Annotated in this window: 21 protein-coding genes; 13 read left to right on the top strand and 8 right to left on the bottom strand. The window is 58.8% G+C overall.

Translation table 11 applies throughout. From position 1 onward, the window contains the following. The first annotated feature begins 48 nt into the window (after positions 1–48). Together sbcD and BSU04_RS08430 are read left to right on the top strand one after the other, a co-directional pair. Complete coding sequence (gene sbcD / locus BSU04_RS08435) at positions 49–1263, top strand: exonuclease subunit SbcD (protein ID WP_089160194.1); 1215 nt, start codon at positions 49–51, stop codon at positions 1261–1263. After that, a complete protein-coding gene (locus tag BSU04_RS08430; protein ID WP_089160193.1) occupies positions 1260–4697 on the top strand; it encodes an AAA family ATPase in 3438 nt (1145 codons plus the stop codon). The genes sbcD and BSU04_RS08430 overlap by 4 nt, the downstream gene beginning before the upstream one ends. A 29-nt stretch (positions 4698–4726) precedes the next feature. On the opposite strand, the gene BSU04_RS08425 is transcribed toward BSU04_RS08430, so the two are convergent. From BSU04_RS08425 to dnaA, 4 genes are all read right to left on the bottom strand, one after another. Further along, on the bottom strand, positions 4727–5938 hold the full coding sequence (locus tag BSU04_RS08425) for a tetratricopeptide repeat protein (protein ID WP_218827250.1): 1212 nt from the start codon (positions 5936–5938) through the stop codon (positions 4727–4729). A gap of 849 nt (positions 5939–6787) precedes the next feature. Next, on the bottom strand, positions 6788–9259 hold the full coding sequence (gyrB, locus tag BSU04_RS08420) for a DNA topoisomerase (ATP-hydrolyzing) subunit B (protein WP_089160191.1): 2472 nt from the start codon (positions 9257–9259) through the stop codon (positions 6788–6790). A gap of 147 nt (positions 9260–9406) precedes the next feature. Beyond that, a complete protein-coding gene (dnaN, locus tag BSU04_RS08415) occupies positions 9407–10510 on the bottom strand; it encodes a DNA polymerase III subunit beta (protein WP_089160190.1) in 1104 nt (367 codons plus the stop codon). A gap of 401 nt (positions 10511–10911) precedes the next feature. Further along, positions 10912–12504, bottom strand: coding sequence for a chromosomal replication initiator protein DnaA (dnaA, locus tag BSU04_RS08410; protein ID WP_089160189.1), 1593 nt, complete (start codon positions 12502–12504; stop codon positions 10912–10914). A 419-nt stretch (positions 12505–12923) separates the two neighbouring features. Here dnaA and rpmH point away from each other — a divergent pair, with 419 nt between their 5' ends. The 4 genes from rpmH to yidC all read left to right on the top strand — a co-directional run bounded on the left by rpmH (position 12924) and on the right by yidC (position 15740). Then, on the top strand, positions 12924–13058 hold the full coding sequence (gene rpmH / locus BSU04_RS08405) for a 50S ribosomal protein L34 (RefSeq protein WP_006998755.1): 135 nt from the start codon (positions 12924–12926) through the stop codon (positions 13056–13058). A 92-nt stretch (positions 13059–13150) separates the two neighbouring features. Then, positions 13151–13603 carry a ribonuclease P protein component gene (gene rnpA / locus BSU04_RS08400; protein ID WP_179258247.1) on the top strand — a complete coding sequence of 151 codons (453 nt, stop codon included), beginning with the start codon at positions 13151–13153 and terminating at the stop codon, positions 13601–13603. Positions 13604–13671: 68 nt separating this feature from the next. Further along, positions 13672–14055: a membrane protein insertion efficiency factor YidD gene (gene yidD / locus BSU04_RS08395; RefSeq protein ID WP_089160214.1), complete on the top strand. Its 384-nt coding sequence runs from the start codon at positions 13672–13674 to the stop codon at positions 14053–14055. 8 nt (positions 14056–14063) lie between these two features. Further along, on the top strand, positions 14064–15740 hold the full coding sequence (gene yidC, locus BSU04_RS08390) for a membrane protein insertase YidC (protein WP_089160187.1): 1677 nt from the start codon (positions 14064–14066) through the stop codon (positions 15738–15740). Between the two features lie 37 nt (positions 15741–15777). Here yidC and BSU04_RS08385 read toward each other — a convergent pair whose 3' ends face one another. Beyond that, positions 15778–16302, bottom strand: coding sequence for a hypothetical protein (locus BSU04_RS08385; protein WP_089160186.1), 525 nt, complete (start codon positions 16300–16302; stop codon positions 15778–15780). 247 nt (positions 16303–16549) lie between these two features. Next, positions 16550–16969 carry a transcriptional regulator gene (locus tag BSU04_RS08380; protein ID WP_089160185.1) on the bottom strand — a complete coding sequence of 140 codons (420 nt, stop codon included), beginning with the start codon at positions 16967–16969 and terminating at the stop codon, positions 16550–16552. Positions 16970–17282: 313 nt separating this feature from the next. Between BSU04_RS08380 and mnmE the strand changes: the two genes are divergently transcribed. Next, positions 17283–18671: a tRNA uridine-5-carboxymethylaminomethyl(34) synthesis GTPase MnmE gene (gene mnmE, locus BSU04_RS08375; protein WP_089160184.1), complete on the top strand. Its 1389-nt coding sequence runs from the start codon at positions 17283–17285 to the stop codon at positions 18669–18671. 68 nt (positions 18672–18739) lie between these two features. Then, entirely contained in the window at positions 18740–18877 is a 138-nt protein-coding gene (locus BSU04_RS46315; protein ID WP_179258246.1) for a hypothetical protein, read from the top strand. A 113-nt stretch (positions 18878–18990) separates the two neighbouring features. Here the strand turns inward: BSU04_RS46315 and BSU04_RS08370 are convergent, their stop codons facing one another. Continuing rightward, positions 18991–19617, bottom strand: coding sequence for a LysE family translocator (locus tag BSU04_RS08370; protein ID WP_089160183.1), 627 nt, complete (start codon positions 19615–19617; stop codon positions 18991–18993). 530 nt (positions 19618–20147) lie between these two features. Here BSU04_RS08370 and sap1 point away from each other — a divergent pair. After that, the gene (sap1, locus tag BSU04_RS08365; protein WP_089160182.1) at positions 20148–20492 is read left to right on the top strand and encodes a surface attachment protein Sap1; all 345 of its coding nucleotides are present in this window, start codon (positions 20148–20150) and stop codon (positions 20490–20492) included. A 366-nt stretch (positions 20493–20858) separates the two neighbouring features. Next, on the top strand, positions 20859–21410 hold the full coding sequence (locus tag BSU04_RS08360; protein WP_089160181.1) for a YaeQ family protein: 552 nt from the start codon (positions 20859–20861) through the stop codon (positions 21408–21410). 24 nt (positions 21411–21434) lie between these two features. On the opposite strand, the gene BSU04_RS08355 is transcribed toward BSU04_RS08360, so the two are convergent. Continuing rightward, on the bottom strand, positions 21435–21842 hold the full coding sequence (locus BSU04_RS08355) for a VOC family protein (protein WP_089160180.1): 408 nt from the start codon (positions 21840–21842) through the stop codon (positions 21435–21437). A 384-nt stretch (positions 21843–22226) separates the two neighbouring features. Here BSU04_RS08355 and ada point away from each other — a divergent pair, with 384 nt between their 5' ends. The 3 genes from ada to gshA all read left to right on the top strand — a co-directional run bounded on the left by ada (position 22227) and on the right by gshA (position 26255). Further along, entirely contained in the window at positions 22227–23336 is a 1110-nt protein-coding gene (gene ada / locus BSU04_RS08350) for a bifunctional DNA-binding transcriptional regulator/O6-methylguanine-DNA methyltransferase Ada (protein WP_089160179.1), read from the top strand. Between the two features lie 63 nt (positions 23337–23399). After that, positions 23400–24362: a DNA-3-methyladenine glycosylase family protein gene (locus BSU04_RS08345; RefSeq protein WP_373452811.1), complete on the top strand. Its 963-nt coding sequence runs from the start codon at positions 23400–23402 to the stop codon at positions 24360–24362. A gap of 273 nt (positions 24363–24635) precedes the next feature. Next, a complete protein-coding gene (gene gshA / locus BSU04_RS08340; RefSeq protein ID WP_089160177.1) occupies positions 24636–26255 on the top strand; it encodes a glutamate--cysteine ligase in 1620 nt (539 codons plus the stop codon). Positions 26256–26289 lie beyond the last annotated feature (34 nt).

Genomic DNA, 26289 nt, shown 5'->3' with positions numbered 1-26289 from the left:
GGCAGCCACTAAAACGATGCGCGGCAACGCCTTCAACCCACCTCCCCGATGCGAATCCTGCACACCTCGGACTGGCACCTCGGCCAGTACTTTCTTGGGCATTCACGCCAGGCCGAACATCAAAAGCTGATTGCGTGGATGGTCGAGCAGACGCGGCTGCACGCCGTGGATTCGGTGCTGATAGCCGGCGATATCTTCGATACCGGCGCGCCGCCCAGCTACGCCCGCGAGCTCTATTACACACTGATTCTGGCCTTGCGCGACGCAGGCGTCGGTTTGACGCTGCTGGCGGGCAATCACGATTCCGTCGCCGTGCTGGAAGAGTCGCGCCATTTGCTGACGGCGTTAAATACCGTGGTCATTCCCTCCGTGCAGGACGATCCGAACGAACAGGTTCGTCTGCTCACCACGCGCGACGGCAAGCCTGGCGCAATTGTCTGCGCCATCCCGTTCATCCGTCCGCGCGACGTGCTGCAGAGCATCGCGGGACAGAGCGCTCGCGATAAACAGCAATCGCTACAAGACGCGATTCACGCGCATTACCAGGCGCTGTTTACGCTGGCCGAGCAAAAACGCCTGGAGCTTGGCGCGCATTTGCCGATTATCGCGACCGGTCATTTGACGACGGTCGGCGCGAGCGCGAGTGAGTCGGTGCGGGAGATCTATGTCGGCGCGCTGGAGGCTTTTCCAACGAGCGCCTTCCCGGCGGCCGATTACATCGCGCTCGGGCATATCCATCGGCCGCAGAAAGTGGGCGGGTTGGAGCACATTCGCTATAGCGGATCACCGATCCCACTGAGCTTCGACGAAGCGCGGCAGCAGAAAGAGATGCTGCTCGTGGATGTGTCGACGAACGGCCTTGAACGCGTGACTGTACTCGACGTGCCGTGCTTTCAGCCGTTGTTGTCGGTGAAAGGATCGTTGAAAGAGCTTGAGGCTGCGGTCTCGGCAGCAGCGTCCCAAGGCGAGACCGTGTGGCTCGAAATCGTAGTCTGCGCCGATGACTACCTCAGCGATCTCCAGTCGCGTATCCAGACAATCGCTGAAGACCTGCCGGTTGAAGTGCTGCGCATTCGCCGCGAGCGTTCTTCGGCTTTGAACACGCTGCATCGCCAAGCAAAGGAAACCTTGAACGAGCTCATGCCCGATGATGTATTCGCGCGCCGCCTGCAAACGGAGACCATCGACGAGGAAACGCGCTTGCAGCTTTTATCGATGTATCGCGAGGTGGTGGCGCAGATTGGCGAGGCGGATGCAGCATGAAGATCTTGTCGTTGCGGTTGCGGAATCTGAACTCACTTAAGGGCGAGTGGAAGATCGACTTCAGCCAACCACCGTTTCGCGATAACGGCTTGTTCGCGATCACCGGCCCGACTGGCGCGGGCAAAACCACGTTGCTCGATGCGATCTGCCTTGCGCTCTATCACCGCACGCCCCGCATGGACACCGTCTCTCAAGGAACGAACGAGCTGATGACGCGGCACACGTTCGAATGCCTCGCGGAAGTGGAGTTCGAAGTGAAGGGCGAAGGGTATCGGGCGTTCTGGAGCCAGCGTCGCGCACGCGATAAAGCCGACGGCAATCTGCAAGCGCCCAAGGTGGAGCTCGCGCGTCTCGATGGCACGATCATGACCGAGCGGATCGTGGATAAACTGCGGCTTGTCGAAAGCATCACTGGACTGGATTTCGGCCGCTTCACGAAGTCCATGATGCTCGCGCAAGGTGGCTTCGCCGCGTTCCTAGAAGCGAAGGCGAACGAGCGCGCCGAGTTGCTCGAAGAACTCACCGGCACCGATATCTACGGCACGATCTCGCAGAATGTGTTCGAACGGACGCGCGACGAGAAGCTTGCGCTGGATACGTTGCTGGTGCGCGCCGATGGTGTTCAGTTGCTGACTGAAGAACAGCGAAACGGCCTCCAGCAGGAACAAACTGCGGCTTGCGAGCAAGAAACAGAGCTCGGCAAGCAACTCGATACAACGCGCGCGATGTTGGCCTGGCGAGCGGCGTTATCGGCGGCGGACGTGCAGCTTGAGCAGGCACTGACGAACCAACGGCAAGCTGAATTGAAGATCGCCGATGCCAAGCCGACACTCGATCGTTTAGCGGCAAGCGAGCCCGCTGAAAAGCTGCGTGCGGATCATATGGCCATGCTCGCGGCTCGCGACAGGCATGTGGGAACCGCGCGTCAACTAGAGAGCGCGAAGGCGGACAAGCAGGTTGCATCGCTCGATGCCGCGCGCGGTCTACGTCTGGCATCGGTCATAAGTGGAAGGATTGCCGAGCTTCGACAACGAACACTGAACGAAATTCTCGCCGATGCTAGAGCCGTTCAGTCCGCACTCGATGAACATCCGCATCGAAGCAAACTTGGCGAACAGATTGTGTTGTGGCAGCAGCAGTTCGCGGTGCGCCAGCAGACGCTGAGCGACATTGAAGCGACTCGCAGAAAGCACGATGAGTTGAAACTCGCGATCGATAGGCAAGCCCAGGCGATCGATGCTCAGCGAATTGCAGTGCGGGACGCAACGACCGCAACCGAGTACGCGCGCAAAGGCGAAGCCGAGCAGCGCGCGAAGCTCCTGGCACTGTTGAACGGCGACATCGAAGGCGATCTAAAGACGCGTTGTCAGCGGCTTCAGGATCAACATCAATTGTTCGGCAAGCTTGCGCATATCGGCGAAACGATTGCTCGCGGGACCAAACAACTCGCACTGGATCGCGAAGAACTCGCGCAGAAGAACGCTTCGGTCAAGCCGCTGATCGAGCAACGCGATCGTCTCGCCAAAGAGATTGAAACGCTCGTGGAGCAGATTGAAGACAAACGCAAATTACTGCATCAGGAACAGCGCATTCTTGATCTCGCCGGTCATCGCGCGGCGTTACAGCCTGGAGAAGCCTGTCCTTTGTGTGGCTCGATGGCGCATCCGTCGATCAGTGCGTATGAAGCGCTCGATATCTCCGCGACCGAGCAAGCGTTGAAAGACAAACAACTCGCGTTGGACGGCAAACGCAAGGAAGCTCTAGCGATCAATGTCGGAATCGCGGGGTTGAGCGTGGCGATTGAACAACTCGGAAAACGTATCGATACATGGATCGTCGACGCTGGTTCGCATGCCGCAAGTTGGACGCAGTTATGCGCTGACCTTGAACTCGAAGCCATTGAGCAAAGCGCGCTCGATACTCATGTGCACCAACACGCGACCAAGTTAAAGCGCGCGCAAGACACGCTTGCTGCGGTGGATCAACAGAAGACGGTGATCGAGCAGCACGCGAACGCCGCGAATGCGGCGGAGCGGAAGTCAGTCCAGCATCAACACGATCTGAAACTGCTCGAAGAGAAACAAAGCGGCGCTGAAAAGTCGCTCAAGGAAACCAAAGATCACACGGAGTCGTTGCAGAACGCGCTGGCCAAGCGAGAACAGGCGCTTGATGAATCCGTGACGTCGGTCGGTTACGCGCGTCCCGATTCGTGGGCTTCATGGCAAACGTGGATCACGCACCGCGAAGCCGAATGGAAGGCGTGGCAGACGGCATCGGATAAAAGCCACGTGTTAACACAGCAAGCCGATCGCACGCGGCAGGCGCTTGAAGCGGTATCGGTGGAAGCAAAAAAATGGTCCACGCGATGGGCTGCTTGCGAAGCGGATTTTGTCGAATTGCAGACTGAGGTTGTTGCAGCGGCCAACGATCCCGATGCAGCGTTTTCATCGGCCATACAACGCTACGAAATCGCACGCGATAAAACCAGCGCGCTCGAAGGCACGCAGCGAACGCTCACGATACGCCTGAGCGAAGACGCCGAACGCGCGGAGAAAACATCGGATGCATGGACGAGTGCGTTAGTCGAAAGCATATTCGCCAATGAACAAGCGTTCGCCGAAGCGCTGCTGCCGAACGAAGAACGCGAGCGCTTGCAAACGCTGAAACGCGAACTTGACGATCTGTTGACGACCGTGCGCACACTGCGCACGAACGCGGAAAACCATCGCGCGGAATTGCTGAAAGAGCCGAAGACCGAACAAGACGCGCAAGCATTGCAACGCACGGTTGATGAACTGCTTGCAACGTTGAAGACACTGAGCGAAAAGCAAGGCGAGCTTCGCTCGACGCTCAAGAACGACGACCGGCTGCGCGTGGAAAAGCAGGCGTTGTATCAACAGATCGATGCTCAACGCGCGCGCTACGACTTGTGGCAACGCTTAAGCAGTCTGATCGGTTCCGCCGATGGCGCGAAGTATCGGAAGTTTGCGCAAGGCCTCACGCTCGATCATCTGATCTATCTCGCGAATCGGCAACTCACGCAACTGCATGGGCGTTACCAGTTGAACCGCAAGTTGGCGGGCGATCTGGAAATGGAAGTACTCGATATGTGGCAAGGCGACATTGCGCGTGACACACGCACGTTATCGGGCGGCGAAAGCTTTCTGGTGAGTCTTGCGCTGGCGTTGGCTTTATCGGATCTGGTAAGTTTCAAGACTTCCATCGACTCGCTGTTCCTCGATGAAGGTTTCGGCACGCTCGACGGCGAGACGCTGGAGATCGCGCTGAACGCACTCGATTCGTTGAACGCAAGCGGAAAGATGATCGGTGTGATCAGTCACGTGGAAGCACTCAAGGAGCGCATTCCTTTGCAGATCAGAGTGACGAAAAGCCTGGGGATTGGCTTCTCGACCGTGGAAGTTGTCGGCGCGTGAGGAGCGCTTGTTGAGCGCTAGGTGAGCGCTTATTCCTCCCGACGCACCACGATTTCCTGGGATGCAATCTTATCTATCACGAAGAACGGCATGTCCAAGCGCCATTCGCCATTCTGAACGGTCGCTTGATAATCGAACAATCGCTTGCCATCTGCCGCACTGAAAATCAACCGTTGCTCGGCGCCTTCGGGCAGCACGCTTGGGCCGCCGATCGCCTGATAGCTTGTATTGCTGCCGACATGGAATTTTTCCGTGTTCCATCGGTTTGGCGCGTGCGGCGGGAAAGACTTGGCATCGTGGAAACCGAACAGGTCGTCGTGGGACAGCACGCTCTTGCGCAATGTCGGCCATACGTGTTCACGTAGATAATGTTGATCGATGAAACGGCCGCTATCAGCGTTTTTCGCGGCAAACTGCTGCATCGATGAAACCGCGTTATGCAGCACGCCGGTGCATCCGCCCCATAAGCCCGCGAGAATCAGTTCGGTGTGGGTGAAGTAGTCACGGATGATGTGAAAGTAGTACGGGCTATTCACCCATTCCTGTAGAGCTGCGTGTTCGCGCTCGGACAGCAGCGCGTCAGCATCGCGTAGAAGGAAGCGTTTAACGCTTGAGTCATCGATCACGAGAAAGCGCCACATCAGCGGATGAACGCCCGAGTCGCGGTCCATGAAAACAACTTCGGCGCCAGCGTCCTTGAGTCTGCGTTGGACGTGCTCGGGCACCGTAGCATCCAGATAAACGCGGCACGTCCAGCCCTTGAACACGTCGCGCGTTATCTCGGCGTTCATGACGGCGGGCTCGCAATATCGCGGATTCGATCCGAACAGCGAGTAGGCGATCACGTTTTCAGCGGGGTTCGCAGGATTGAATTCGGGCGGTGGGGAATCGGGAATGGGCTCGCTCGGATTAGCACCGCATTTTGCGTCGGAGGCTCGCAAGGAGCGCAATCCGTACTCGCGCATTTCTTCGGTTTTACCCAGCCAGCCGCATACCTCCACCAAGCCATCAAGCCAGGTCGCCGATGCAAGCTTGCGCTTGCTCGCTGGTGCATTGTGGATGCTCATGTATACCTTGTACGCGTGGTCATAGGCGTTGATACGCATGAGGCACAACGCGTAGTCCGGCAAAATCGTCATGTTGTCTGGCGTGATACGAAGCGCTTCTTCGGCAAATCTCGCACCGCTTTTATAATCCCCTGCCGCGTACGCCGCCTGGAACTGTTCGGCAATTTTGGCCAAGCGCGCTTGCATAGCCGCAGAGGATTGGCGCACGCCGCCGGATTGTTTCGCTTGTTGAAAATTAGGTCGGGCCATGAAGTTTTATCGGTTATTTGCGAACGGCATTGTTCGTACGCGCGCTTGTGCCGCAGCGCCGAAGCGCTTCGAGGTAACCGTGGACTTTAAACGGCGTGACGCCTATTGCCGACGCTTGAGATCGTTTTTCACAATTTCGCGGCGTGAAATCTCCGGGCGCCGGTAGCCGCGGGACTCGCATATGACTTGGCTTTAGCTAATCGAAGCGAATCCCGGGCGCACCGAGCCGCCGAGTAGCGAGCCTCGCCCGGCATAAGAAAATCTGCATGCGCCTTTGCGTTTGCAAATTTTTTACGGAGCCAGGAAGACGGCCGTTGGCTATCAATACTTACACCAGAAGCTGGCCGCCGGCGCGCAAGCGCCGCGACGGCCTGCGCTCGTCAAGCCAGTTAGCCGTTTGACCGAAATCAACGGATGCCTGGCAGTTCGGAAGCATATTGCGCCGCCCGACGACGCCTACCTTGAGCATGTCCTTATTGTCCCCTTATGATTCAGCGATAAGCACCGCCACGAAAGGGCATTCGCATTTTCGAGATAAATGTTTGCAAGAAATAAGTTCGGAATCCATAGAAATCGCCACTATTTCCGTACCTTTGTACTTCTGGAATGGCGTGGTCAAAGGCGGCAAACAGAGGGGTTACATCGTCGCTGGGCTACCGGGATCGTGGCTATGCTGTCGCCCAAAACAAAAAGCCAGTCACATCGAAGATGCGACTGGCTTTTTCCAAGCGAGTTGTAGATCGTGCTACCCGAACTTCTCAAAAAGTCACAATCTCAAACGTCAATATTCCCCGCCCTTAGCGCGTTCGATTCAATAAACGCGCGACGCGGTTCAACGTCATCGCCCATCAGCGTCGTAAAGATCCCATCGGCTGCAATCGCGTCTTCGATCTGAACCCGCAACAAACGGCGTACGGTCGGGTCCATCGTCGTTTCCCACAACTGCGACGGGTTCATTTCGCCCAAGCCCTTATAGCGCTGCTTGGTTACGTTACGCTCCGCATCCGCAATCAACCATTTCATCGCGCTCTTGAAGTCGGTAACCGCCATCGACCGCTCGCCGCGTTTAATCAATGCACCCGGCCCGATCAAACCCTTGAACGTATTCGCAGTCGTCTGCAGTTGCTTGTAATCCGCGGTCAGCTGGAAGTCTTCATCGATAACCGAAACCTTCACGTTCCCGTGATGCCGGCGGTTGATATGCAGCGACCGAATCTCGCGCACTGAGTCGTAAGCCGGCTCGACACTGACTTCCGGCTTCAACGGATCGGCACGCAAAGCGGCCTGCAAAGCGGCAGCCGAAGCCACGGTGGATTCTTGCGTCGACAAGTCCAGCTCGATGCCATCCATCACTGCGCCAAGTGCGTTGACGTCGTAAAACCGGCTGAGACGATCCACCACCGCTTGCGCTAGCAAATAAGCACGCGCCAATTCACCGAGCGCGTCGCCGCTGATTGGCGTGGCGCCTTCAGTTGCAGTCAGCTCCGAACCCTGCAATGCCAGCTTCAACATATGCTGATTAAGCTCGTGCGTGTCCTTCAAATACCGCTCGTCCTTACCCGCCTTGATCTTGTAAAGCGGCGGTTGCGCGATATAGATAAACCCGCGCTCCACGATCTCCGGCATCTGCCGATAAAAGAACGTCAACAGCAGCGTACGGATGTGCGCGCCGTCCACGTCCGCGTCGGTCATGATGATGATGCGGTGATAGCGCAACTTCTCAAGGTTGTAATCGTCCTTGCCAAGCCCGGTCCCGAGCGCCGTGACCAACGTCACGATCTGCTCCGATGAAATCAGCTTGTCGAAACGCGCGCGCTCCACATTCAGCACCTTGCCGCGCAGCGGCAGGATGGCCTGGAACTTCCGGTCACGCCCTTGCTTCGCCGATCCGCCTGCCGAGTCACCCTCGACAATATAGATCTCGGACTTCGCCGGATCCTTCTCCTGACAATCGGCCAGCTTGCCCGGCAAACCAACGCCGTCGAGCACGCCTTTACGCCGCGTCATTTCACGCGCTTTACGGGCGGCGTCGCGGGCACGCGCTGCATCGATAATCTTGTTCGTGATGATCTTCGCGTCGTTCGGCGTTTCCTGCAGGAACTCTTCGAGCGCCTTGGCGACGACATCTTCAACCGGCGCACGCACTTCCGACGACACCAGCTTGTCCTTCGTCTGCGAGCTGAATTTCGGCTCCGGCACTTTCACTGACAGCACGCACGACAATCCTTCGCGCATGTCGTCGCCACTCGTCTCGATCTTCGCTTTCTTCGCAATATCGTGGTCGGTGATGTACTTGTTCAGCACCCGCGTCATGGCCGCGCGCAGGCCGGTCAAGTGCGTGCCGCCGTCGCGCTGCGGAATGTTGTTCGTGAAGCACAGCACGCTTTCGTTGTAGCTGTCGTTCCACTGCATGGCCACTTCGACGGTGACGTTGTCCTTCTCGCCAATTGCGTGAAACACGTTCGGATGCAGCACTTGCTTCGCTTTGTTGATGTATTCGACAAAGCCCTTCACACCGCCGATAAACGCGAAATCGTCTTCCTTGCCGTCACGCTGATCGGTCAGGCGAATCCGCACGCCGTTATTCAGGAACGACAGTTCACGCATACGCTTGGCGAGGATGTCGTAGTGGAATTCCACGTTGCCGAAGATGGTGATATCGGGCATGAAATGCACTTCGGTACCGCGGTTTTCGGTATCCCCTACAACGTGCATAGGCGAGTACGTAATCCCGTCTTCCGTCACGAGCTCACGGTTCTGCACCACGCCACGATGAAACTCCATGAAGTGCTTTTTGCCGTCGCGGCGCACGGTGAGGCGCAGCCATTCAGACAGGCCGTTCACGCACGACACACCCACGCCGTGCAAGCCGCCCGATACCTTGTAGCTGTTCTGGTCGAACTTGCCGCCCGCGTGCAGCTCGGTCATCACGATTTCGGCGGCGCTGCGCTTCGGATCGTGCTTGTCGTCAAGCTTCAGGCCCGTCGGCACGCCACGGCCGTTATCGGTCACGGAGATGGAGTTGTCAGCGTGAATTGTGACGTGGATGTCGTTGCAATGTCCGGCAAGCGCCTCGTCGATCGAGTTGTCCAGCACTTCGAAAACGAGGTGATGCAGACCCGTGCCATCCGACGTATCGCCGATATACATACCCGGCCTCTTGCGGACCGCCTCCAGACCCTCGAGGATCTGAATGGAGGATGCGCCATAAGCGTTGTCGGGTTGCGAAATTGGGTTTTCAGTCATGGGTTTTTTTCCGGTTCTGCGTCACTACTAGGTCACTGCGGGGTCGCTACTGGGTCGCAACGTGGTCGCTGCATGAGACTTTTCGAAACACCTTAAAAATGCCAAAGGGGCAATGCGCCCCTTGGAAAGTTTTTAGTTTTGGCCGCGTCAGATGCGCATCGGCATCACCACATATTTGAATTCGTCGTTCTCGGGAATCGTGATCAGGGCGCTTGAGCTAGCGTCGCCGAGACTCACTTGCAGCATGTCGATCTTCAGGTTCGCGAGCACGTCGAGCAGATACGTGACGTTGAAACCGATGTCCACGCTGTCGCCCTGATACGCGATTTCCAGTTCTTCCTGCGCTTCTTCCTGGTCGGCATTGGTCGACATGATCTTCAACTGACCCGGCTCGATCAGGCAACGCACGCCCTTGAACTTGTCCGACGTCAAAATAGCGGCGCGTTGCAGCGAACGCTGCAATTCTTCACGGCCGATCAGGAACGTGTTCTTGTGCGACTTCGGGATCACGCGCTGGAAGTCGGGGAACTTGCCTTCCACCAGCTTTGAGACGAGTTCGACCTGACCGAACGTGAACTTGACCTGGCTCGCGGCAATGTCGATAACCAGCGAGTCGTCAATGTCTTCAAGCAAGCGCTGCAATTCAAGAATGGTCTTGCGCGGAATGATCACTTCCTGGCGCGCGAACGATCCTTCGATTTTCATCGACGAAAACGCGAGCCGGTGGCCGTCCGTTGCAACTGCCATCAACTGGTCGCCGTCGACAACCAGCAGCATGCCGTTCAGGTAATAGCGGATGTCCTGCTGCGCCATGGCGAAGTGGACCATGCCGAGCAATTGCCGGAAGGTCTTTTGCGGAACTGACAGGCTCGCGCCGAACTCTGTAGCCTGGTTGACGGTCGGGAACTTATCGGCAGCAAGCGTCTGGAGCGCGAAGCGGCTTTTGCCGGAGCGTACCGTCAGCTTCTTGTCGGTGAGATCGAGCGACACTTCGCCCGGCGGCATGGCGCGCAGGATATCAAGCAGCTTGCGTGCGGCGACCGTGGTGGCAACCTGATCGCTGCCCGTGCCGAAGTCAGCACGCGTGGTGATCTGAAGTTCGAGATCGGTCGAGAGGAACGACACGTCGGCGCCAGTCTTCGTGATCAGCAAATTGGCGAGGATCGGCAACGTATGACGGCGTTCGACGATTCCGCTCACGGTTTGCAGCGGCCTTAGGAGATTATCTCGTTCGGTCTTGACCAGTTGCATAGAGTTCCTTCGTTGATGTGACGGCCGTCCGCCGCTTTTGTCACCGCTGCAGTCACCACTTTTGCCTCCGCTTTTTGAGAAGCGTTTGCCACCGCATGGATGACCTTCGGACGGTCTCGTGTCACGCGCTTGCGGCGATTGCCGCTCGCACGTGCCAGGCTTGCGCCAAAACGCCGCCCAGGGCCGCTGGACGGTCAAACCCGTATTGTGCCTCAAAACCTGACCGCCCCCTGAAAATGGGGGCAATTTCGTCAATAAACAGGCCCATTCTTTGACGCTTTTTGTGGCGCTTTTGGGCGCAGGCGACAAACGGCCGCGCGCACGATCATGAGCGGCCGTTTCCCTGCATTTCCTGCGTTTTGTGCACCGAGCGACGTGTGCCGCGTTCCCGCGCAGAACGCTCAACCTTTCAGCGTTTGCTCGAGAACGTGCAGTTCGTGGTTCAACTGGGCGTCCGTGCCGCGTTCCGCCGAGATTTTCCGCACGGCATGCAGCACCGTGGTGTGATCGCGGCCGCCGAACAGTTCACCGATCTCCGGCAGACTCTTCTGCGTGAGTTCCTTCGCCAGATACATGGCGATCTGACGCGGCCGCGCGATGTTCGCCGGCCGCTTCTTGGAATACATGTCGGCGACCTTGATGTTGTAGAAGTCCGCCGCCGTCTTCTGGATGTTTTCCACCGATATCTGTCGGTTCTGCACCGTCAGCAGGTCTTTCAGCGCTTCCTTGGTCAACTCGATCGAGATCTCGCGGCCGTGGAACCGGGAGAACGCCAGGATCTTGCGCAACGCGCCTTCGAGCTCACGCACGTTCGAGCGCAAATGCTTTGCGACGAAAAACGCCACATCCTCCGACAAACTCACGCCTTCCGATTGCGCCTTGCGCATCAGGATGGCCACGCGCATTTCAAGCTCCGGCGGTTCGATCGCGACCGTCAGGCCGGAGTCGAAGCGTGAAATCAGCCGGTCATCGATACCCGAAATCTCCTTCGGATACGTATCGCTCGTGATGATCACCTGCGCCTTGTTCGCCACCAGCGCCTCGAACGCATAGAAAAACTCTTCCTGCGTCCGCGATTTGCCCGAGAAGAATTGAATATCGTCGATCAGCAGCAGGTCGAGCGAATGGTAATAACGCTTGAAGTCGTCGAAAGCCTTGCGCTGGTAGGCCTTCACCACGTCCGACACGTATTGCTCGGCATGGATGTAGCGGATGCGCGCGCCGGCCTTGTCCTGCAACAACTGGTTGCCGATTGCGTGAATCAGGTGGGTCTTGCCCAGGCCCACGCCGCCGTAGAGGAACAGCGGGTTGTACGAAATGCCGGGGTTATCGGCGACCTGGATCGCGGCCGCGCGGGCGAGCTGATTCGCCTTGCCGGTCACGAAGTTATCAAAGGTGAGGACGGGATTGAGCTTCGAACGCTCGTAAGCCGAATCGTTTTCCCCATTCGACGACGCCGTGCCGCCCGGCCGCCATGTCCGGCGTGCCGCAGCAGCTTCGTTGGCGTCGAGACTCGGGAGGTCGAGATCGCCGTTGTCGCCCTGGTCATTGTGTTGCTGGGACTGCGCGTTTTGCGCGGCTTCCGCCGCGAGCGCGTTGATATGGGCGCTCGCATTCGCGTGTCCGCCATTGTTTCTTTCAGCGGGCTGAGGCGCCGTTCGCTGCATGGGCGGAGAAGCCGGTGCGCCAGAGGGCGCAGACGGCGCGGACGGCGCGGGTGCGCCACCCATCGCCTTGCGGGCCGTGGCTTTTGGGTCCAGGACAAACTGGATATCGACGGGCGCGTGCCAGAAATCCCGAGCCATATCAGCGATACGGCCGGAAAACTGGCTCTTTACCCAGTCGAGCTTGAACCGATTGGGTGCGGCGATGCGCAGCGTGCTCGCATCGGCATCGAAGTCGACCAGGGCCAGCGGTTTGATCCATGTGACGTACTGCTGCGGCGTAAGTTCGCGCTCCAGCAATGCGGAACAGTGTTGCCAAAAATCGTTCATCGAATGCAGTCGTTAGGGTTTACCGCGAGTCCTGCCGCCGCCCTCGCCGCCACTTGGCGACAAGGCCCGGTGCGCGCGGGCAAGCGTGCCCCGGAGCCTTGTCCACCATGCTTTTGCAGGCGGCACAGCGGACCGGGACAACGTGCGGTTACGTCGGATTGAGCGGAGATTCTAACGCCAAATGCAATCGCGGCGCGAGTTATCCACAGGGACGGACCATGCCGTGTATCGAATCATCGGACCTGTGGACTTCTTGGAAAACCGCTCGCCATGCCTCGTAACCTATTGACGGTCAATAGGAAAACGGTTTAAATAGCGGGTTCCGCAAAACCCGAATTCCTGTACCACCGGCCGGTGCGTCGCCTTTTACGTCGCTTGCCTCTAGCCGGGCGGTCCGTTTTTACCCAAGTGAGACCAACATGAAACGCACTTACCAACCTTCCGTTACCCGCCGCAAGCGTACCCACGGCTTTCGCGTCCGTATGAAGACGGCCGGCGGCCGCAAGGTGATCAACGCACGTCGCGCGAAGGGCCGCAAGCGCCTGGCTGTATAAGGTCGCTTTTGACGGCGCGCCCCGGCACTCGCCCAGACGCGTGCGACGGCCAGGTGCGCAGCACGGCAAGCTCCGGACAGGAAACCCGTCAGTTGCAAGCAAGTGCCGCGTTCCCCAAGGCCGCAAGGCTGCTGAAAACGGATGAATACTCATCCGTTTTTCGTTTGCGCCCCTGGCGCCGGTCCCCGCACTTTGTCCTGTATGGCAAGCCGACAGGCAGCGAGGCGCGACTGGGCTTGGTTATCGGCAAGAAGTTTGCGCCGCGCGCGGTGACGCGCAACCTGATCAAGCGGTTGGCGCGCGAGGCATTCCGGCTTCGGCGCGCGGAGCTTGGCGGCTGGGACATCCTGCTGCGGCTGCATGCGAAAATTGACCGCAAGGCTATGCCAAGCGCGAAATCGCCGCCGCTGCGTGCGTTGTTTCGCGAGGAGATCGACGGCCTGCTCGAGCGTGCAGTGCGCGAAGCCGCTCGACGTACTGAAGGCATGGGTGAGCAGGGTGCACCGCCCATCGTCAACGATCCACCCGCGCCTGCGGGCTCATGAGCCGCTTCAGGCGCACACCGGCTTGGTCCGGGGTCGACCCGAGCGTGAATTCTATGCAGACGGCACGAATGGCAGAAACGGCGTTGATCGCCTTATTACGCTTCTACAAGGTTGCGGTGAGCCCCATGCTCGGCAACCGGTGCCGCTTTTACCCATCGTGTTCTGACTACGCGCGCGAAGCAATCCAGTATCATGGCGCCGCGCGTGGCTCATTCCTCGCAGCAAAACGTCTGTGCCGCTGCCATCCGTTTTCGGCTGGCGGCATCGATCTGGTCCCCGTGCCTCCGTCCGCCGCCGGCTGCGTTCAGCAGGATGGCGCGTCAGCGGCCGACCCAGTCGACGACTCTGCCCCGAGCTCATCGAATTCGCCAGATCCAGCTTCGTTGGATCCGGAAAATTCAGTAGGTTCAAACCCAAACGGCGCCAATAACGCGCTCTTCGATCGACACTGAGACAACGCATGGATATCAAACGTACCGTCCTATGGGTCATCTTTTTCATGTCGGCTGTCATGCTGTTCGACAACTGGCAACGTGACCATGGGCGCCCGTCGATGTTCTTCCCGAGCGCCGTCCCGACCAAGACGGTCGGCAGCGCTGCACCGGGAACCACGACGCCGGGCACGCAAGCCGCCGATTTGCCGGCCACTCCTGGCGAACCCGGCGCCCCGGTCGCGCCGGGTTCGAACGCACCTGCATCGAGTGCCGCAGATCAGCTCGTGAATTTCTCCACGGACGTCTATTCCGGCCAGATCGATACGCGCGGCGGCACGCTGTCGAAGCTGTCGCTCGTGAAGGAAGGTGACGGCAAGCAGCCGGATCTGTACATCACGCTCTTCGATCACACCGCGACGCACACGTATCTCGCGCGCACGGGCTTGCTCGGCGGTGACTTCCCGAACCACAACGACGTCTTCACGCTCGTGCCGGGCGGCCAGACGACGATGGGTGACGGCAACACGCTGTCCATCTCGTTCGAATCGCCGGTCAAGGGTGGCGTGAAGGTCATCAAAACCTACACGTTCACGCGCGGCAGCTATGTGATCGGTGTCGACACGAAGGTGCAGAACGTCGGCGCTGCGCCGGTCACACCGCGCCTCTATATGGAACTGGTGCGCGACGATTCGCCGGTGGAAACGCCGCGCTTCTCGCATACGTTCATCGGGCCGGCTGTCTATACCGAGCAGCATCACTTCCAGAAGATGACGTTCAGCGATATCGACAAGGGCAAGGAAGATTTCGCGCCCTCCGCCGATAACGGCTGGGTCGCGATGGTGCAGCATTACTTTGCGTCGGCGTGGATTCCGCAGCAGGGTGTGAAGCGCGATATCTACGTGCAGAAGATCGATCCCAAGTTGTATCGCGTGGGCGTGCAGCAGCCGTTGCAGACCATTGCGCCGGGACAGACCGTCGACGTGCAATCGCGGCTTTTTGCCGGTCCGGAAGAAGAGCGGATGCTGGAAGGCGTCGCGCCGGGTCTTGAGCTCGTCAAAGACTACGGCATGGTGACGATCATCGCGAAGCCGCTGTTCTGGCTGCTTGAGAAGATCCATAGCTATGTGGGCAACTGGGGCTGGTCGATCATCCTGCTCACGCTGTTGATCAAGGCCGTGTTCTTCCCGCTGTCGGCGGCAAGCTACAAGTCGATGGCACGCATGAAGACCATCACGCCGCGCATGACGCAATTGCGTGAACGGTATAAGGGCGATCCGCAGAAGATGAATTCGGAGCTGATGGCGCTCTATAAAACCGAGAAGGTGAATCCGTTCGGCGGTTGTCTGCCGGTCGTTGTGCAGATTCCGGTGTTTATCTCGCTGTACTGGGTGTTGCTGTCTTCGGTGGAAATGCGCGGTGCGCCGTGGGTCCTGTGGATTCACGATTTGTCGCAGGCCGATCCGTTCTACATCCTGCCGGTGATGATGGCCGTTTCCATGTTCCTGCAAACGCGGTTGAATCCCACGCCGCCGGATCCGGTTCAGGCAAAGATGATGATGTTCATGCCGCTGGCGTTCTCGGTCATGTTCTTCTTCTTCCCGTCAGGACTGGTGCTGTATTACGTCGTGAACAACGTGCTTTCCATCGCGCAGCAGTATTACATCACGCGCATGATGGGAAAGAAGAAGGTCGCCAAGGCTTAGGTTTTTGAGTCTTTGGTTGGAGTTCAAAACGCCCGGTTTATTCCGGGCGTTTTTGTTCCAGGTATTCGATTGCCATTTCGTTGATGCTGCCAACGACGCTTGACACAAACTTGCTTAACACCGCCGGAAGGTCATCTACCCTCGGCGAGAGTTGAAACGATGCCAAACGACGAGAGTGCGTTTTCTGATCTTGCCTGGCCTCTAACTCTTGCGCACTCGCTGACCCATCAATAGCGCCAGAAATCAGAAAATCCCACGTCACACCTAGCAGAACACACAGGTCAATACGATATTTCGGACTCGGGATGCGCTGACCCGCAAACCAACGTTTAGCTGTATCACGACTAGGAGATGGTCCAACGCGTTTGAGGTTATAAACTTGGAGAAAATCGTCTATGTTTCCTACTCGCACAGGGGGAAGCCTATATTCTTTTCGAACGCTATCGAATGTTGGCTTCGCGTCAATTGCAGCAGCTTTTACTCGATTGCCGAAGGCCTCCTTACGTTTTCGGTCTGCTTCCAACAGCTGCTTTGCTTGTTCTTGCTTGGCGACAACATTCATATTTTGATTCCTCACTGCTGTTGCATTCGACAGCCGAATTTTTGCGCGCTTTCAGGCAGCGAGAAAGTGACAGCGAATGCCTTTTCAGGCATTCGCTGTCTTTGCATCTCAAATTAATCTGCGCCGCCGATGCATCGCACGACGAGCCGTCCAAAAAATATTTGAATACAGCGAGTTAGCGTTCGGCTACCTGCTCCGCGTTAGGAACAAAAAGACAACGCAGTATCTTAATAAAGATAAATTTATCTCACCGCTTCCCGCCCACCCCATAAAACTGGTCGATGAGTTCTTCCAGCAAATACCGGTGATGCGACGAAAGCGCCTCGATCTTCGAAGCCAATTCAAGCGTCTCCTCGGACGCCGGATACTTCTCGTCATGCGATATCGGCTTCGGGGTATTTTGCGGATTCCCGCTTGGCGGCGGCCCGTAGTGAAGCCAGTGCTGCTCGACCTTGAACCACTCAGCAAGTGTTGCCAGTTTGTCGGCAGTCGGAATTGAACGCGCGGTCAGCCACTTATGCGTGGTTTGCGGCGACACGGGTTCGCCGTGATAACGCAAATTAAAATGCAAAGCGAGATCGGTTGCACCGCGCATTTTCTCGGGCGCGCGTGTCATCGAAAATTTGAGCCGATCCGAAAAATCGGTTTTCTCTTTGGGTGTTGGCATGGTCGCGATTGTGCGAGGCAAACGCAGTGGCGAAGTCAACTGCCTACGCTAGATATGGCGCATCTTTCTCATTTTTAGCGCGTTCAGGAAAAACAACACCAAAATGCCGGGATGGTTGATTGATAGGCGTGGCCCAACAATGACCACATTTGCACCCAATGAAACGATGCACGCCAACAGCCAGTCCGATGTTCCATCATATCCCACATAAGATAAATTAAGAATCCTCCTAGCGACTCGTGCGACGCAGCGAAACAAAGGCGCCACGCTACAATGCCGCCACTCGTTCACTCGCGTTCCGCTGGAAATAACCATGTCCAATAACGACACCGATCCGATTGTCGCGATCGCCACCGCGCCGGGGCGTGGGGGTATCGGCGTGATCCGGCTGTCGTTCGGGCGAGCCGGCGAAGCGGCGGCAAAGCACGCAATGCTCGCGCTGTGCGGTCAGCGGCTCGACGCGCGGCACGCGAGCTATGTGCCATTTATCGATGCACGCGGTGAAGCGATCGATCGCGGGATTGCACTGTATTTTCCCGCACCGCACTCCTACACCGGCGAACACGTGCTCGAGTTACAGGGACACGGTGGGCCGATCGTGCTGCAACTGCTGTTGCAGCGTGCTGTCGAGACCGGTCGTGAATTCGGCGTGCGGTTGGCCGAACCGGGCGAGTTCACGCGTCGCGCCTTCCTCAACGACAAGCTCGACCTGGCTCAGGCTGAGGCTGTTGCCGATTTGATCGAGGCGAGCACGGAGGCCGCGGCGCGCTCGGCAGGCCGCTCGCTCGATGGCGCTTTCTCGCGCGAAATCCATGCGCTTGTGGAAGACGTGATTACGTTGCGCATGCTGGTCGAAGCGACGCTCGACTTCCCCGAGGAAGAAATCGATTTCCTGGAAGCCGCCGACGCCCGCGGCAAGCTCACTCGCATCCGTGCCTTGCTGGACAAGGTGCTCGCCGACGCTCGTCAAGGTGCGCTGCTGCGCGAAGGGCTGTCGGTCGTGCTGGCGGGACAGCCGAACGTGGGCAAATCGTCGTTGCTGAACGCGTTGGCCGGCGCGGAACTCGCGATCGTCACGCCAATTGCCGGCACCACGCGCGACAAGGTCACGCAGACTATTCAGATTGAAGGCGTTCCACTGCATGTCATCGATACCGCCGGCCTGCGCGAAACCCAGGATGAAGTGGAGCGGATTGGTATCGAGCGAACGTGGGGGGAAATCGGCCGCGCGGATGTCGTATTGCATCTGGTGGACGCCCGCGAAACGCTCAGTGCCGACGATGCGGCAATCTCGGCGCGTTTTCCCACGGGCGTGCCGATCGTGCGCGTGCTGAACAAGGCGGATCTGGCGGGCGTGGAGGCATCGGCGGATGTGGCCGGCGATGGTGTCCGGGAAGTGCGTTTGTCGGCGAAAACCGGCGATGGTATTGCGCTATTGCGCAGCGAATTGCTCAAGATTGCCGGGTGGCAGGCGGGTGCGGAAAGTATCTATCTGGCACGCGAGCGGCATTTGATTGCGCTGCGCGCGGCGAGCGAACATCTGGCAATTGCCGCCGACCATGCGGACCAGAATTCGCAAGCGCTCGATTTGTTCGCGGAAGAGTTGCGGCTCGCCCAGGATCAGCTCAATTCGATCACCGGGGAATTTAGTTCCGATGATCTGTTGGGCGTGATTTTCAGCCGGTTTTGTATTGGGAAGTAGGCGTCGCATGGCTCATAGCGTTCCTTGATGTAGGATTCCTCAGAGAGAAGCTACGCAGGGAGCCCGACATGGCGAAACCAAAGGGTCTCGATGAAGAGCAAGCAGTTCGGTGCCGCAGGCAGATAGCCTTGGCCACCATCGCTGCCGTGATCATTATTGCCGGGCTCTGGCGGATGGCCGTGTGGTTTGGATGGATTGGCTTGTGATTGGGCTTGTGATTCGGGCTTCCTATTCAGAGCAAGTCATGGCGCCGCCGAATCGAAGCGGGTAAAAACGGGGCTTGATTGTCGATATCGTCCCGGCCTTGCTCACCCCAGCCTCAGACTGCCTTCTTCCACGCCGCCGCAAACACCCCTGCCCCCATCAACAACGCGCCGCCGGTCCGGTTCACCGTCCGCTGCACTCCAGGCCGCCGAATCGCCCGCCGCGCAACCGATGCGAGCATTGCATAAGCGAACGCATTGGCCGCAGCCAACCCGACAAACGTCGCCTCCATGATCGCAATCTGCGACATGCTCGCCACATGCGGATCGATGAATTGCGGCAGGAACGCGATAAAGAAAATGATGCTCTTCGGATTGAGCGTGGTTACGGCGTAAGCGTGAGCCACGATCCGCCGGGTGCGCAACTCGGCAGGCGCGCCGACTGCATCGGCATCCATCACCGGCGCGCGCCACAACTTGATGCCCAAATAAACGAGATAAGCCGCGCCCACCCATTTCAGGACCATGAACAGTTCCGCCGATGCCGCGAGCAACACGCCGAGCCCGAGCATGGAAGCGGTCATCGACGTAAGGTCGCCCAGCGCGACGCCAGCGGTGGTAGCAAGCGCATATTTGCGTCCGTGGCCGAGCGCATAGGAGACGACCAGCAGCACAGTCGGTCCGGGAATGGCAACAAGGATGGCGGAGGCGACCGCGAACGGCAGCCATTGAGCAAGGGTCATGGAAGCTCCTGTAGAAAGCGTCGATTAATCCACGAAGTTCCGCGTCTGACAAGACACTGTGTAAAAACGGCAGAAACCGCAACACGGGCCGGCCCAAGCCGGGGGCAACATGTGACGCACCAAGTTCCTGAATTGAAACGGTTTCATCTGCAGAATTGCTTTTCTGTATTTTATTTCAACGTTCGGCACAGATCCTGCTTGGTGTTAATTGGGTTTTGACCAGCGATCAGGCCCGGTAATCTGTAGTGTCTCCTCCCTCACTCGTGAGGTTAATGCCCGGTTCCAGCGAACCGGGCATCTTTTATTGTTTTTCTAATTGCGCCGCATCATTCGGCATTTTTGATTACAGCGCCGCGCGCTTAAAGCCTCTTATTACAAAATACCCAGCTGCGACAATCTGTCTTGTTGCAAGCGCACACAAGTTGTGCTTGCCTCTTGCAAATTCTCGTCTAGGATAAACGCTGCAGATTAATAACTAGTCACTGAATACATAGCTAAATCCCCGCTAAAGAGTTGCATGGAGGCTATAGATGAAAATGCGCGCCATTGCTGGTTTCGCGATGATCGGCTTATGGGGGGCGATCGCCTCGGCTCAGGCCCAGGACAAGGTAGTCCAGCCGCAACAAACGTTCAGCTTCATGCCTAACGCGTACGGCTGTTTATCGAAGGACAAATTTGATTCCGCCGATCAGCACGCCCAGGCAGGTGAGCAGCAGAAAATGCAGGAATTCTTCACCGGATTTCAATGCATACCGGCTCCGGAAGGCGCTCATTTCCGTGTAGTGCAGGTTGTCGGCCATGACGTCGAATTTGTGAATGCTGCAAACAGCGATACACAAGGCTTGTGGACTGCAGATCGATTTATTAAGCAGTAAATTAATCAAATACAGGTCACGGCTTAAAAGGATAACGGCGGCGTATGAACCGCCGCTTATCTAATCGTGCGAGTACTCGGGGAGTGAATTTATTCTTACCCGCTAGACGCGGCATCACGTCCTCTCAGGACAGACTCAAGCCATGTCGGTCACGGCATGGGTCAACGCCAAACCGCCCCTCTTTTCCCTGCAACACTTCCCCTCCACCAGCGATTCCCCGCAACGAGCGAACGCGTTCGGTATCATCACGCGTCGAACGTCGTCGAATGTGATTCGGAACGCGTCGGCACGCTGCGGCTCCGCTCGAAACATCCGTTCCGAATTCCCCCTTTTTTCCGGCCTCTCAAACAGGCTTTCCGGTGTTGCATGGCCCTCAAATCCACAATCTACAAAGCTGAACTGCAAATCGCCGACATGGATCGGCACTACTACGGCGACCACGCGCTGACCATTGCCCGGCATCCGTCCGAAACAGACGACCGGATGATGGTGCGCGTCGCCGCGTTCGCGTTATTCGCAAGCGAACGCCTCGAATTCACCAAAGGCCTGTCTGACACCGACGAACCCGATCTCTGGCAAAAGGATCTGACCGGACAAATCGAAACGTGGATTGAAGTGGGTCAGCCGGAAGAACGGCGCATCGCAAAGGCGAGCGGACGCGCGGACCGCGTGATTGTGATCGCGTATGGCGGCCGCACCTCCGATATCTGGTGGCAGGGCGTCAAAGCGAAGGTCGAACGGATGCAAAACGTGACCGTATGGTCGCTCACCGATGGCGTGGCCACCGCTCTCGGCGCGCTGGCCGAACGGACCATGCGGCTTCAATGCACAGTACAAGACGGCGAGGCGTCGCTGGGCAGCGCCACGGTCGATCCGGTCGCTATCGACTGGACGGTGTTCAAGGGAAAACCGCGCTGATCGGATGACTCAGCCGGCCACCGGTCAGCCTTCCGGTGGCCCTTTCAGTTCGACGAGATTGCCTTCCAGATCGAAGAAATAGAGCGACGGGCCGAAGCCTTCAGCGCCGTATCGGCGGCCTTCTTCTCCCATGCGCACACCGTTCTCAAGCAGATGCGCACGCAACGCGGCAGAATCGAATGGTTCCACGCGCAGGCACAGGTGATCCATGTTGTTGCCCGCGCCCGGCGTACCGCTTTCCGGCCGGTCGATCTTCGCCCCAACGGCCAGCAGGTCGATCAGCGAGCGTCCCGCGCGCATCTGCACCAGCCCGAGTTCGCGCTGTTCCTTCTCTACCGGACAGCCCAGCACCGTCTTGTAAAAGCCAACCATGGCATCAAGGTTCGCACAGCGAATCACGACGTGATCAATCTCGCGGATGGGGATGTGCATCGCGTGTCTCCGTTTTTAGCGTGTGACGGCCAATGGTTGGCCTAAAAACCAGCTTCAAGTTTAGCAAGTGTTGCGAAACAGCACGGCTATAAAGGCGCCAACGCGTACAGACGAAAAAAAGCCCGCTCGTTGCGGAGCGGGCTGAATCCATATCAGGAGGAGACATGGAGGAGACAGTTCCGATATTACACAGCCGATAGGGCCGATGCAACACTTATCGTAGTAAAAACCCCTATGGTGATGATGTGTCGCATCTGTGCGTCATTTGTCCATGTGTTCACATCCCCGTGATCCAAGGAAGCAATGACAGAGCAAGATCCGGCGAGTACCTACAGACGTGCGCCTCTAAAGTAGTCACGTACCCTTCGCAAATCGAGGATTGTGATGAAACCCGAATCAAGTACCGCTGGTTTTTCCAACGATGAAACCCGCTGGAACGCCTTGTCAAGCCGCGACTCGAGCGCCGACGGCGAGTTCTTCTATGCCGTTCGTACGACCGGCGTGTTTTGCCGCCCATCGTGCGCGTCGCGCCAGCCGCGGCGTGAAAACGTTGAATTCTTCAATACCCCGCAGCAGGCCGAAGCCGCGGGGTATCGGGCGTGCAAACGGTGTCAGCCGGGCAGCCTGTCGCGTGAGCTGGCCATTGTGGAGCGGGCGTGCAAGGTGCTCGACGCAGACCCGCAGGAACGCGTGACACTCGCTGAATTGAGCCGCGCCGTGCATGTCAGTGCGTTTCATTTGCAGCGGCTGTTTTCACGTGTGGTCGGCGTGTCGCCGCGGCAATACCAGGCCGCCCGCCGCGCGGATGCATTGCGCGGTGCGCTCCAACGCGGCGATGACGTGACGCGCGCCATGCACGACGCCGGCTTCGGTTCCACCTCGCGGATGTATGACGCGGCGCCGGCCGAGCTCGGGATGACGCCGTCGACTTATCGACGCAAGGGGGCGGGTCTGGTCGTGCATTTCGCCACTGCGCAGACAGCGCTCGGGATCGTGCTGGTCGCGGCGACGCCCAAGGGCATCTGCAAGATCGCTTTCGGCGATAACCCTGGCGCGCTCGAAGCTGAATTGGCGCAGGAGCTGTCGGACGCGCAACGCATCGAGGATAAAGCGCGGCTCGCACCGTTCATCGTGCAGATCGATGCCTATCTGCGCGGCACGCGGGAGCACTTCGACCTGCCGCTCGATATCAGCTCGACGGCGTTTCAGCAGCGCGTATGGGATGCGTTGCAGAGGATCCCATACGGCCAGACACGCAGTTATACCGATATCGCCGAAACGCTCGGATCGCCACGGGCGGTGCGGGCTGTGGCGAATGCGTGCGCGTCGAACCCGGTGGCGCTTGCCATCCCGTGTCATCGCGTGGTGCATAAGGATGGTGCGCTGGCGGGGTATCGATGGGGCACGGCGCGCAAGGTCGCGTTGTTATCGGCGGAAAAGGAGCATCGGCTGGAGGCGCCGCTCGAAACCGTCGGCGCGGAGGACCTGGGCTGATGGCGCATGGTTGGCTTGCGGGTTTTCGACATCTTCTGAATCACATAGGGCGATACGATGCCGATCAGCATCCCGATCGCCCGATCCTCCCTGCTTTCGAACGCGCCTAAATTGCCCCAAGCCAAGCCCACCCGCATCCAACTGCCCTACGTCGAACCCTACGATTGGCCCCGCGTCCTGCGATTTTTCGCGGGGCGCGCGACGCTTGGCGTCGAAGCGGTGGAGGACGGTTCGTATCGACGTGCCATTGAGTGGCTTGGCGATTCAGGCACGCTCAGCGTGACGCGGCACGCCAGCAAACCCTGTCTCGTCGCAACACTGGAAGGCGCGGCGAGCCGTCACGCAAAAGCGATCGGCGAGCATCTGACGCGCATGTTCGATCTTCAGGCCGACGCACCTGCCATCGCCGCCCATCTCGGCCGCGACCCATGGTTCGCGCCGCTGACTCGTGCCGTGCCGGGGTTGCGCGTACCTGGCGCGTGGTCGGGCTTCGAGCTGGTCGTGCGCGCGATAGTCGGCCAGCAGGTCAGCGTGAAAGCGGCTTCGACCATTGTGGGAAGGCTGGTCGAACGCGCCGGTACGCCCCTCACCGATCATCCGCATGCCGGAACGGCCTGGCGCTTCCCCACGCCCGCCGCGCTGGCCGCGGTCGATCTGGAAAAGATCGGCATGCCGGGCAAACGCGTGGCGGCGTTGCAAGGGTTCGCACGCGAGGTCGCGGCGGGCGCGCTGCCCCTCGACGATCCTCATGCGGACCGCGCCGAACTGCGGGCGGCGTTGCTGGCCATGCCGGGTATCGGGCCGTGGACAGTGGAATATGTGGCAATGCGCGCACTACGCGATGCCGACGCGTGGTCCGGCACCGACCTGATCCTGATGCAGGCGCTGGTGGCACGCGATCCGTCGATGGCAAAAGCGACGGCGCTGCGCGCCCGCGCTGAGGCGTGGCGGCCCTATCGCGCGTATGCTGCACTTCATGTGTGGAACGAGATCGCGGACCGGGCGGGATCGGCGAAAGGCGGGTGACACGCAGCGTCGTTACGTGGGCCCGAAGCGGATCCTAAGACCCGCCCCGAAGAGCCGCCTCAACCCACTGCCGCTTACGCAGCCGAATCGGAAGTCCTGCATCGCCCATCGAACCCTGCCGCTACCACTCACTCGCCAAACCACTGGAATTCGCGCAAACCCTTATCCGGCAAGGGTTCAAGCACGTCTTACACTGAGATGTTAAAGTGCCCGCTACCCAAAAATCTGGTTCGGCGCATTCGGTTCGGCGCCAGACACGCAACCGTCGCAGCAATGGCAAATACGAATTTCTCATCTCCGTCTGACAGCGCTTTCCTGCGCCGCTTATCCGCGCTGACCAGCGGCCCGCAAGGCGCTGCGTTGCGCCAAGGGCTGCGCGGCATCGAGAAGGAAAGCCTGCGGGTGACGCACGAGGGTACGCTTGCCACCACACCGCATCCGCACACATTCGGCTCGGCGCTTACGCATCCGCTCATCACCACCGACTACTCCGAAGCGCTGATCGAACTGATTACGCCGGCCGAGCATGACGTCGCGCGCACGCTCGAGCAACTGGACGACTTGCATCGCTTCGCCTACGCCCATCTCGGCAGCGAATTGCTCTGGAACGACTCCATGCCCGGCGAGCTTCCCGCCGATCAGGACATCCCGATCGGCTGGTATGGCACATCGAATATCGGCATGTTGAAGCACGTGTACCGGCGCGGTTTGTCGCTGCGATACGGCCGCACCATGCAATGCATCGCCGGAATTCACTACAACTATTCGCTGCATGAAGACGTGTGGCGCACGTGGGCCGCGCTCGATAACCGCAGCACCGTGCCGGTAGTCGATTTCCAGTCCGAACGATATTTCGCGCTGATCCGGAATTTCCGCCGCACAAGCTGGCTGCTGATGTATTTGTTCGGCGCATCGCCTGCGCTCAACCAGCAGTTCCTGCGCGACCGCCCGAATTCGCTCGAGACCTTCGACGCCACCACGCGTTATCTGCCGTACGCCACCAGCCTGCGGATGAGCGATCTCGGCTACACGAACAACCCTGCGCAATCCGCGTTGCTGCCGAGTTACGACACGCTCGACGGTTACCTCGACGTGCTCGCGAAAGCGGTCAGCGAGCCGTATCCGGCGTATGAAGCCATGGGCACGCAGCGCGACGGCGAATGGGTGCAGATCAACACGAACGTGCTGCAGATCGAGAACGAGTTCTACTCGACCATCCGGCCAAAGCGCGTCACGCAACCCGGTGAGCGGCCGTTGCATGCGTTGTCGTCGCGTGGCGTGCAATACATTGAAGTGCGTTGCCTCGATATCGACCCATTCGAGCCGACCGGGATCTCGCTGGAGACCACGCGTTTCATGGACGCGTATCTGCTGTATTGCGCGATCGAAGACAGCCCGCTTTTGCCGCGCGCTGCCAACGAGGAAGCCAACGAGAACTTCGCGCGCATCACGAAGGAGGGCCGCAAGCCCGGCCTGACGCTGGTACGCGATGGCCGCGAAGTCCCCATGCAAGGCTGGGCGAATTCGCTGCTCGACGCCATCGAACCGGTCGCGCAGGCGCTCGATGCGCTGCATGGTATCGACGAACACATGACCGCCTTGAAGGCCCAGCGCGCACGATTGGCCGATGTCTCGCTGACACCGTCCGCTCGCGTGCTGGAGACCATGAGAGAGCGCCATCAAAGCTTTAACGAATTTGCGTTCGAACTGAGCGCAAAGCACGCCGATTACTTCCGCAGCCGTCCGCTCAGCGCCGAGGCCGAACGCGAAATGGCGGTGCTCGCTACAAAGTCGCTGGACGATCAGGCAAGAATCGAGCGTGAAGAGGTCGGTTCGTTCGATGCATTCGTCGGCGCTTACCGTGCTTACACGCTGAACCGCATTAGCGTTTGAAACGGCTGGGCGCCGGCTTCAACGCCGGCGCCCT

The sequence above is a fragment of the Caballeronia sordidicola genome (assembly GCF_002220365.1).
GTDB classification, from domain to species: Bacteria; Pseudomonadota; Gammaproteobacteria; order Burkholderiales; family Burkholderiaceae; genus Caballeronia; species Caballeronia sordidicola_C.
Note: the sequence above shows the minus strand (reverse complement) of the source record. Positions and strands in the feature narration are given on the sequence as shown.